General features: G+C 68.4%; 12 protein-coding genes. 8 read left to right on the forward strand and 4 right to left on the reverse strand.

The window, feature by feature from the left end; translation table 11 throughout:
* Positions 1-107 precede the first annotated feature (107 nt).
* Positions 108-290, reverse strand: a complete 183-nt coding sequence (locus Q1A87_RS21805) for a hypothetical protein (protein ID WP_299656490.1) — start codon at positions 288-290, stop codon at positions 108-110.
* On the opposite strand from Q1A87_RS21805, the gene Q1A87_RS24325 reads away from it, so the two are divergent.
* Positions 225-545 (forward strand): hypothetical protein, encoded by a 321-nt coding sequence (locus Q1A87_RS24325; protein ID WP_363323048.1) that lies wholly within the window; start codon positions 225-227, stop codon positions 543-545. The two genes, Q1A87_RS21805 and Q1A87_RS24325, sit on opposite strands and share 66 nt — an antisense overlap.
* Here Q1A87_RS24325 and Q1A87_RS21810 read toward each other — a convergent pair.
* The gene (locus tag Q1A87_RS21810; RefSeq protein ID WP_299656493.1) at positions 461-1,999 is read right to left on the reverse strand and encodes a winged helix-turn-helix domain-containing protein; all 1,539 of its coding nucleotides are present in this window, start codon (positions 1,997-1,999) and stop codon (positions 461-463) included. The genes Q1A87_RS24325 and Q1A87_RS21810 overlap by 85 nt on opposite strands.
* 239 nt (positions 2,000-2,238) lie before the next feature.
* On the opposite strand from Q1A87_RS21810, the gene Q1A87_RS21815 reads away from it, so the two are divergent.
* From Q1A87_RS21815 to Q1A87_RS21825, 3 genes are all read left to right on the forward strand, one after another.
* Complete coding sequence (locus Q1A87_RS21815) at positions 2,239-2,634, forward strand: carboxymuconolactone decarboxylase family protein (RefSeq protein ID WP_299656496.1); 396 nt, start codon at positions 2,239-2,241, stop codon at positions 2,632-2,634.
* Positions 2,635-2,795: 161 nt separating this feature from the next.
* Complete coding sequence (locus Q1A87_RS21820; protein ID WP_299656499.1) at positions 2,796-2,999, forward strand: hypothetical protein; 204 nt, start codon at positions 2,796-2,798, stop codon at positions 2,997-2,999.
* A 2-nt stretch (positions 3,000-3,001) separates the two neighbouring features.
* A complete protein-coding gene (locus Q1A87_RS21825) occupies positions 3,002-4,144 on the forward strand; it encodes a class I SAM-dependent methyltransferase (protein WP_299656502.1) in 1,143 nt (380 codons plus the stop codon).
* Between the two features lie 916 nt (positions 4,145-5,060).
* On the opposite strand, the gene Q1A87_RS21830 is transcribed toward Q1A87_RS21825, so the two are convergent.
* A complete protein-coding gene (locus Q1A87_RS21830) occupies positions 5,061-5,486 on the reverse strand; it encodes a VOC family protein (protein ID WP_299656504.1) in 426 nt (141 codons plus the stop codon).
* Between the two features lie 278 nt (positions 5,487-5,764).
* On the opposite strand from Q1A87_RS21830, the gene Q1A87_RS21835 reads away from it, so the two are divergent.
* Positions 5,765-6,229, forward strand: a complete 465-nt coding sequence (locus Q1A87_RS21835) for a MarR family transcriptional regulator (RefSeq protein WP_299656507.1) — start codon at positions 5,765-5,767, stop codon at positions 6,227-6,229.
* Positions 6,230-6,481: 252 nt separating this feature from the next.
* Here Q1A87_RS21835 and Q1A87_RS21840 read toward each other — a convergent pair whose 3' ends face one another.
* Positions 6,482-7,678 (reverse strand): crosslink repair DNA glycosylase YcaQ family protein, encoded by a 1,197-nt coding sequence (locus tag Q1A87_RS21840; RefSeq protein WP_299656510.1) that lies wholly within the window; start codon positions 7,676-7,678, stop codon positions 6,482-6,484.
* 171 nt (positions 7,679-7,849) lie between these two features.
* Here Q1A87_RS21840 and Q1A87_RS21845 point away from each other — a divergent pair, with 171 nt between their 5' ends.
* From Q1A87_RS21845 to Q1A87_RS21855, 3 genes are all read left to right on the forward strand, one after another.
* Positions 7,850-8,092, forward strand: coding sequence for a plasmid stabilization protein (locus tag Q1A87_RS21845; RefSeq protein ID WP_299656513.1), 243 nt, complete (start codon positions 7,850-7,852; stop codon positions 8,090-8,092).
* 14 nt (positions 8,093-8,106) lie between these two features.
* Entirely contained in the window at positions 8,107-8,541 is a 435-nt protein-coding gene (locus Q1A87_RS21850) for a type II toxin-antitoxin system VapC family toxin (RefSeq protein ID WP_299656516.1), read from the forward strand.
* A gap of 318 nt (positions 8,542-8,859) precedes the next feature.
* The coding region (locus tag Q1A87_RS21855) for a CoA transferase (RefSeq protein WP_299656519.1) at positions 8,860-9,560 on the forward strand (701 nt) is incomplete at its 3' end.

A 9,560-nucleotide genomic window follows, 5' to 3' on the forward strand; every position in this document is an offset into this window, starting at 1 on the left:
GATAGACCTTGTGCCCCGGTGCCGGTTTCGAGGTGTTGGGTCTGCGATACAGTGCCTCGATGCCCATGCGCTTCATCCGCTGCCCGGAAGTGCATTGCACGGCAATGTCACGAGAGGGAGCGTGGCGACATGCAGCCGCCCCACCTTGAAACCTTCTTGGACCAGCGCGCCAGCGTGGAGTGGCCTTCGGTCGGCCGCCGAAGCTGCGCCCCGATCAGCAGGCCCTGGCGCTCCAGCTCCTCGCCGAGGGCCGATCCGTCAGCGGGGTCGCGCGCACCTTCAACGTCCATCCAGCCACGATCTACCGCTGCCGGGACGCGACCGGGGCTTATAACAGTACACCGTTCCGCTTGCTCGCACGGTCTGGGTCCAACGCGATGGCGTGCAGCGCACGCAAAAGCCCGTCGCCTCGTCGGCGGCGTGGAGCTGCGCCACCTTTTGGATTTTCAGTAGGCCGGGCTCAACGCGGCAAGCCGGCCGCGTGGAACGCCGAGACGATCCGCGCGACCTTCGTTTCGGGTAAGAAGGCCTCCGAGGCGATGTAGGCGGCCGTCGAGAACCCGGGGTGGAGCGCCGTGAGCTGCCGCGCCGTGGCGGCCGCGTCCGCACCGCGTCCGAGCTGGACCTCGCAAGCCGCCCTGTAGGCGAGGAGCTCGGCGTAGGTCTGCGGGCCGCGCCGGAGCGACGCCAGCGCGCCCGCCGGATCGCCGCGGAAGAACCGCGCGTAGCCGATGGGGAAGTGGTACCAGTCCGGCGCGCGGACGTTGAGCGCGAGAGCCTGCGTCCCCCAGGCCTCGGCCTCATCGTAGAGCTCGGTGTTGAGGGCCGCATAGCAGGCCGCGGCGCAGAGGAGGTCGGCATCGTTCGGCGCATCCACGACGGCCTCGCGGATCAGGGCGCGGGCGCTCTCGGCGTCGCCGTCGCGCGCGGCCACCCAGGCGCCCGACAGGAACGCCCAGCTCCGGCGCGGGCGGTGCGCGAAGGACCGGCGCGACGCGTCGAGCCGGGCCTCGACCAGCGCGTCGAGCTCGGCGCCCGAGGCGGAGGCGGACAGGAGGCCGTAAATGGTGGCGAGCGTGGACCAAGCGTCGCCGTAGCCTGGATCGAGCGCGAGCGCCGCTTCGAAGCAGGTCACGCCCTCCGCAAGGCCCTCGGGCGTGAAGCGGCCGGCCGCGACGACGCCGCGCTGGAAGTGCTCGTAAGCCCCGAGGCTCGTGGTCGGCAGGTGCCGCGCCCCGCGCTCGGCCAGCGCGGCCAGCCGGCCCGACCAGAGGTTGGCGAGGCCGCTCACGATGCCCGAGACGATTCGATCCTGGACCCAGAAGAAGCGCTCCACGGGCTCGTCCCACCGCCGCGACCAGACCACCGTGCCGTCCGCGGCCTCCACCATGCTGACCGCGACCCGGAGCTCGGAGGGGTCGCTTTGCTCATCACACTGCACCGTGCCCGCGATCACCCAGCGTGCGCCGAGCCGGCCATAGTCGGAGGCGGGGACGGCCCCCAGCCTGTCGGGGGTGTGGATCAGCGTGGGCGACAGGACCGAGCAGGCCCCGGAACGGGTGAGGTCGGCGATAAGGTCGGCCGTGAGCCCGCGGGCGAAGTGGCGCCAGCGCGTGGTTTCCGTAAGCGCCTCGAAGGCCGTCACGGCGAGCACTGGGCGCGTGTCGGAGGGTGCCTCCCGGCCTGGCCCGAGGGCGTGAGCCAAGAGCCGGTAGCCCCGTCCGGGCACCGTTTGGACGAGCCGCCGCCGGCGGTCCCCAAGCGCGCGCCGGATGTCGCGGATGCACTGCGCGATGCTGTCGTCGGTCGCGGCGAGGCCCGGCCAGACGCTCTCGGCGAGGAGGTCCTTGCTCACGCAGTCGGGCGCGTTGCGGGCGAGCACGGCGAGCATGTCGTAGCTCTTGCGGCGCAGCCGGGCCATGGGGCCGCCGGCCTCCCCAACCGCCTGCCGGGCCTCGTCCATCACGAGCGTCGGCAGCGAGCCTTGCACCACCGTCATGTCACCCCACCCTTTACCTCGAGGCACTCTACCACATCGGCGGCTTTCAGGAAATTTCAGTTTTTCCGGTCGGGGTGTTCAGGACGCCCCGCCCCCGCCGGACTTAGGGTCGCCTTCAAGATGCGCGCGAACTCCCACGCAGGCTCCACCCTCGGTGCCTCGACGCGTGGACGCGGAGCCGGACATCCCGGTTCGCACCCGAGCTCGCGCCCGTCGAGATGGATGTGATGGAGACGATGATGCGTGCTTTTATGATCGCCGCGGCGGCCGCCGGGGCCCTGTGCGGCGCGGCCGGAGCCCAGGAGGGCCCGCGCTACCTCACTGAGACCTATCCGCCCCAGGCGCTGGGACCCCTGATGGAGGGCTACACCTCTCTCAAGGGCGAGGAGGCGGCGCTCGATGCCAAGACCTTCGAGCTCATTGGGCTCGCGGTGGCCGCGCAGATTCCCTGCGACTACTGCGTCTATATACACGCCAAGCAGGCTCGGCGTGCGGGCGCCGCGGAGGCCGAGCTGCGCGAGGCCGTCGCCATGGCCGGGATGGTGCGCCACTTCAGCACCGTCTTCAACGGCGCGGCCTACGACTTCGAGGCCCTGCGCGAGGAGCATGACGCCCTCGCGCCGCCGGTGAACTGAGGGCGCCGGATCCTCGTCGTGGCCGCCGTCGGATCTTGCTGGGATCGCTCGGCCGTCCGGCGCCGGGCCGGGGATCCACGACTTCGAGACCGGTGCGGCGCCCCGTAGAGGGGGCGCAAGCCGGCCTGGCCACGATCCACTCGTTCCCAAAGGTGTCCGTCATGATCAAGCTCTCGTTCCTCCTCTGCCTTGCCGCCGCGCCGTCGGACTGCCGCACCGAGCGGCTCCAGTTCGTCGATGTCTCGGTGACGACCTGCACGCCCGGCGCGCAGGCGCAGCTGGCCTTCTGGCGGGAGGGCCATCCCGGCTGGGAGGTCCGCGGCTGGACCTGCCGCGACCACGTGTTGCCCGCGAAGGAGCTGTGAGCATGGACCACGATCACATCGCCACATCGGCCGGGCGGAACGGAGCCACGACGGACGGCGCCGTCGCGCCGGCGCCGAACCCCGCAGCCGCGGTCGATGCCGCGAAGCTGGAAGCCTTGGTGAGCCGCATCCTGAGCGACCTGGGCGGCGCGTTCTCGGTGCCGCTCGTGCGCATCGGGGACAGGCTGGGGCTCTACCGCCACCTCCGCGAGGGCGTGGCGCTCACCGCCGAGGAGCTGGCCGAGCGCGCAGGCGCCGCGCCGCGCTACGTCGCCGAGTGGCTCGCGGCGCAGGCCGCGTCGGGCTACGTGACCTACGATGCGCAGGGCGGGCGCTTCGGGCTCTCGCCCGAGCAGGCCATGGTCTTCGCTCACGACAACAGCCCCGTGGACCTGCGCGGCGCCTTCGACCTCGCCGCGGCGATGGGCGGCAACACCGACCTCGTCGCCGAGGCGTTCCGCTCAGGCGGGGGCGTGGGCTGGGGGGACCAGGCCGGGTGCCTGTTCTGCGCCGTGGGCCGGTTCTTCCGCCAGAAATACGTCAACAACCTCGTCGCCTCCTGGCTGCCCGCGCTCGACGGCGTGACCGAGCGGCTGGCGCGCGGGGGCGCGGTCGCCGACGTTGGCTGCGGGCACGGGCACTCAACCGTGCTCATGGCGCAGGCTTACCCCAAGGCACGCTTCACGGGCTTCGACTTCCACGAGGGCTCGATCGAGGAGGCCCGCGCCCAGGCCCGCGCGCACGGGGTGGAGGACCGCGTGTCCTTCGAGGTCGCCACGGCCAAGGACTTCCCCGGCGGGAGCTACGACCTCGTGACCTGCTTCGACTGCCTGCACGACCTGGGCGACCCGCGCGCCGCCGCGCGCCGCATCCGGCAGGCTCTGGCGCCCGACGGAACCTGGATGTTCGTCGAGCCGATGGCAGGCGACAGGTTGGAGGACAACCTCCACCCCGTGGGCCGCCTGATGTACTCGGCCTCGACCATGGTCTGCGTGCCGACCTCGCTCGACCAGGAAGTGGGCGAGGCGCTGGGCGCGCAGGCCGGCGAGGCGCGCCTGGGCGAGATCGCGCGCGAGGCCGGCTTCGGCCGCTTCCGCCGCGCCACCGAGACGCCCTTCAACATGGTACTGGAGGCCCGGCCGTGACGGGAGGGCGGGCCGATGCCGGGCGCCCCAACCCGGAAGGAGCAAGGCGCATGGCCATCGTGCCCCGGCTTGCCGCATGGAGGGTGCGGGCACGGACGCCGTCGCCCGTGCCCCATCGCTCCGCCGTTGTATGACGACGACGCGTCGCGCACCGCCGCTCGTCGAACTGGACCCCCTAGGGACGACTCCTCGCAGGGACCGGACAGCGCTCGCGACGCCCGTCCGCTTGGCATCCCATTACGTCCGCCTCGTGCTTGCGTGGCTCGCGCGGCCGCACCCCAGATGGGCCGTGCCCCTCGCCCGTCCGGACCCGAACGCCATGTCTGACCGTCTCCTCCGCGACATGGGCCTGGGGGACGACCGCCGCCCGTATGAAGCTCCATGGCGCATCGCTTATCAACGCATTGGCCCGCCTCTCTGAGGGGCGACCCACTTCATCGCCCGGGGTGCGCCACGGAGGGGCAGACCCGCGCATGCGGGTGGCGCCGGCGTAACTCCTCTGAAAGGTATACCCGGCTGAAACAGACTTTCGTGCATGGGGCAGCGAACGTCCGCTCCGTCCCGCATAGGGTGAGTTCGAGGGTGCGTCGATCTCGCGACCGAAGCGAACGGCCGGTTCGGCGGGCCGCGCTGCGGCATTCACAGAAGCGGTGAACGGCAGCTATGGGGCGGGCAGGTCGATGACTTACTACCCGGCGGTGGTTTCATCGCCGCGCCGCCGCAGGTCCGTTTGGAGCCCCATCCAGTTCATCGCTGCTCGAGGAAGCTAGGTCCGCTCTAGGTGGAAAGCTCTCGGTCTGCTTTCGAGCTACCGCGCTGAAAGCAGACCTTTGATGTTCGATGTCGTCCTCGTCGAGCACACCGGCCAAGAAGTTCCACAGGGACGGTGGAGCGCAGAGGTAACGAGACGTGCAACTCAGACTCTGGACTGGAGGAGTTCGATCACGTTGCTCCAAGGGTCCACCACGAAGGCGACCCGAACCATCCAGTCATCGTTGTCGACGGGCTCCAGCGTGACCGTCACGCCGCGATCTCGCAGCGTCTCGACGGCCGCATCGACGTCATCGACCCACAGGCCGAGATGATGCCATCCGTGCGAGCCGAAGCTCGCGTAGAGGTCGTCGCTCTCGGCCACCCCCTCTGCTCCGGGACCAGACACGAGTTCGATCCGGAAGGTCGGATCGCCGGCCAGCGCCATCTCGGTGAAAGTCATGCCCATGAGGTCGAACGCCCTCGTCTCGTGCATGTCCAGCTTTTCCCGGTACCACTCCACCGCGGCATCGCGCTCGGCGACGCGCAGTCCGACATGGGCTCCTCGGAGCGTTTTCAGGGCGTTGGTCATGGTCTTTCCTTTCAGGTGTCGCACTCAAATCAGCGCGTGGTGGCACACGCTGCCATCGGCTGCGTGCGGCAGATCCGTTCAAGCGCTCCGTCCGAGCATCCCTTCCGGAGTATCCGGCGTGCGATCCAGCCCCGCGCGTTCGGGTTGGTATAGGGTGAGAACCATAGTCCCGCGCTCGGCCAGCTTGGCAACATATTGTCAATATGTCGGGTCTTGACATCATGTTGTCAAGTCTGGGAGTTTGCTCCAGCGCCTGCCGAACTGGAGTATCTCTGCCGATGTCGTCCGATCCGATAACCCGGCTCATCCTCGCGATCATGCGCGCCAATAGCCGTCTGATCTTGAGAGGGGACCAGTTGACGGCGCCGCTCGGGTTGACGAGTGCGCGCTGGCAGGTGTTGGGAAGCGTGGCGGAGGCGGACTCGGCGCGGACGGTCTCGGAACTGGCACGGGATCTCGGCGTCTCGCGACAGGGCGTACAGCGAATCTGCGGCGAACTGGTCGCGGAGGGAACCCTCGCCTATCAGCCCAACCCTCGCCACAAGCGTGCGCAACTCGTCGTCTTCACCGAGGAAGGGCGCCGCCTCTACGACCGCGCGCTGGATGTGCAGGCTCCTTGGGCGGGATCGTTGGCCGAAAACCTGACGTCCGAGCAGATCGAATCCGCCACGATTGCCCTGGGCGTCCTGACAAGCCGCTTGGAGGAAGAGTTGCAGGCTGACAGGACAACGGCCGCCGAATGACCTTGTCTTCGGTCTGCAGCGATGTCCGCTTCCGACATCGGTCAGCGAACTGCTCAACGTCGTACGAGGGGTGGGACCGGACATGACTTAGCCCGGCGGGAGCGACGGCTTCGTCCGCAAAGTGTGAGTTCGGGGCTACGTTGATCTTGCGGCTCCGGCGAATGCCGGGTTTCGGCGGGCCGCACTGCGGCATCGAGAGCAGCGGTGAACGGCAGGTTAGGGCCGAAATTTCCGGCTCGCGACCAAGGCGGCTCACGCTCTCATCCAGTCCTCGAGGAACTCGACCGACGTGTTGCCGGCGAGTTTGCCAATCCTTTCAATCTCGGCCAACAGTCCCGCGCGGCGCGCCTTTCCGATCCGTTCACCGGCTTCTGGCCAGAAGGCGCGCACCCGGATTGCCTGGCCGACGCGCCGAGCGTCGAGCCGCCCGATCGGACGGTCGCCCTGCATGACGGGAAAGACATAGTAGCCGTATGTCCGCTTGGCCTCGGGTACGAAGATCTCGATCCTGAAGCGAAACCCGAAGAGCCGTTCGGCCCGCGCCCGGTCGCGCAGGACGGGATCGAACGGACTCAGGATGCGAACGCGCGAAGAAGGGGCGGGCAGTGATGCAGCGCGGTCCAACTTCGCTTCCGTCGTGAAGCACCGGCGGCGGGCGCCGTCGGCCATTTCGATGTCCGCTTCGACGATCCGCCTCGAGGCCAGCGCCGCGGCGCACCAGGCCTTGGCCTCGTCGCGGCTCGCGATCTCGAAGAAGGCCGAGAGTTCACCGCTCGTCGCGAACCCCAGTCTCTCCAGTGCCTCGGACATGGCCCAGTCGACGATCTCGGCGTCCTCAAGGCGGACGGAAAGGTATTCCTGCGGGATAACCCGTTCAGGAAGATCGTAGTACTTCCGGAATCCTCGCCGATGGCAGACCGCGATCCGGCCGGAGCGCCAGAGGAACTCGAGGGCCGTCTTCGAAGGATGCCAGTCCCACCAGCCGGACGATTTCTTTTCCTCGTTCTCCCCGACGTCGAGCGAACTGACCGCCCCGTGATCCGTAATGTGCTTCAGAATGGTTTCGAGTTCGTCTTGCCAACCGTCGCGCTGCCATGCGGGCCAGCGTTTCCGCATCCGGGCCTCGTCGCGTTCGAACTTCAGACGCCACATCGGATAGAACCGCATCGGAATGACCGCGGCGTCGTGGGTCCAATGCTCGAACCCCGTCCGCCGTCGGGCGACGAGCGTCTCGAGCGCGGATGGACGGTACTGCCCGCGCCGTGACCACAGGATCAGATCGTGCGCCCGTGCAAGCGTGTTGACGCTGTCGATCTGTACGAAGCCGAGGCCATCGAGGACCGTCTCCAGATCATGCCCCTTGCCGGAGCCTGAACCCGGACGCAGCAGCAGGTGACGGTCGAGAAAGAGCCGGCGGGCGGGCGGGTTGGTCAGAAAAGGGCGTGTCATTCAGGTACAATACCGGCGCCGCGGGCGTACGACAGCGTTCCCGCTCCCGAGCTTCCCTCAGGCTACAGCATTCATTGTCCAATACCGGGGCAGGAAACTAACCCAGCCCGCACGCGAGTGTTGATTGCAATGCAATCATTGCTTAGTCTGCCATGTAAGGTAGAGGACGCCATGGCCAGCATCACGATCCGTAATCTCGACGACACTCTGAAGCAGCGTCTGCGCATGCGGGCCGCCGAACACGGTCGGTCCATGGAGGAGGAAGTCCGCGAAATCCTGCGCCGGTCGGTCGGCCGGTCGCCGTCGCGCGCGAACCTGGGCGAGGCCATCCACCAGCGCTTCGCTGCTCTGGGCGGGGCAGAGGTCGACCTGCCGCCGCGCGAGCCCATGCCCGAGCCGCCGCGCTTCGACTGAGACAGGTGCCGGCCGTGATCCTGATCGACACCAACGTCGTCTCCGAGCTGATGCGCCCGTCGCCCGCGGGTGCCGTAATCGACTGGTTCGGTCGGCAGAACGCGGCCGCGCTTCATCTCAGCGCGGTCACCGAGGCCGAACTCCGCCGCGGCGTTGCCCTTCTGCCGGACGGCCGACGACGCGCCGCGCTCCTCGCTGCGGTCGACGCGATGGTCGCGGAGGACTTCGAGGGCCGCGTGGTGCCGTTCGACAGTGTCGCCGCATCGGCCTTCGCGGTCGTCTTCGCCGAGCGGCAGGCCAGGGGCCGTCCGATCTCCTTTCCCGACTGCCAGATCGCGGCCACCGCCCGGGCGCGCGGGGCCGTGGTCGCGACGCGGGACAGGGACGGTTTCGCCGATTGCGGGATCGAGGTCATCGATCCATGGACGGAAGGGGCAGGGGGGAGATGACCGTCACCAGATCAGACGTTCATGTTAGGCGCTTCTAAACATAACCGACATTGCCCTCGGTCCGACGCATGACCCGATCTACGGATTGCACGACGTCAATCAGCGGATTCTGCGAAGACAGCATCCCGAGCACCCTTCTCAAGGGGTATCTCCGCGGCGAGAGGACGACTGCGCCGCGTAGGCCTCATCTGCAACGATGATCACCGCGGGATGCGCGAATGCACCGCCTTGATCGGACAAGCCCGCTGAGGACGGCGTAATTGACATACCGTTTCTGAAGCCAAGGTTAGGGCGAACCGGAGAGGGAGCCGAAACCGTATGGCCGGACCGCTGCAGGGTATCCGTATCGTCGATGCGACCTCGATGATCGCGGGACCGCTGGCGACGATGATCCTCGGAGATCAGGGCGCCGACGTGATCAAGATCGAGAACCCGAAGGGCGGTGACCATTCGCGTCAGGTCGCCGGCCGTCGCGCAGGGTGGTCGGCGTCTTTCCTTCAGAACAACCGTTCCAAGCGTTCCATCGCGCTTGATCTGAAGCGCGCGGAGGGCCTGGAGGCACTGCGTGCGATCCTCGGGATGGCCGACGTCTTCGTGCAGAACTGGCGGCCGGGCGTCGCCGAACGGCTTGGCCTGTCGGAAAAGGCGGTGCGGGCGCTCCGGCCGGACATCGTCTACGTCTCGATCGCCGGCTTCGGCTTCGAGGGGGACTGGGCCGACCAGCCGGTCTACGATCCGCTGATCCAGGCGCTGTCCGGCCTCGCGGCGGTGCAGGGGCAGGGGCGGGGCCGCCCCAATCTCGTCCGCACCATCGTGCCCGACAAGGTCACCGCGATCCAGGCGAGCCAGGCGATCACCGCGGCGCTTCTCGCCCGCGCCCGCACCGGCCGCGGCGACCACGTGCGCCTGTCCATGCTCGACACCATTGTCGCCTTTCTCTTCGCCTCGGACTTCACCGGTCAGACCTTCATCGGCGACGAGGCGGAGGAGGAGACGTGGGACGAGGACGGCGCGGGGCA

The sequence above is a fragment of the uncultured Jannaschia sp. genome, assembly GCF_947494055.1.
Lineage (GTDB): Bacteria > Pseudomonadota > Alphaproteobacteria > Rhodobacterales > Rhodobacteraceae > Jannaschia.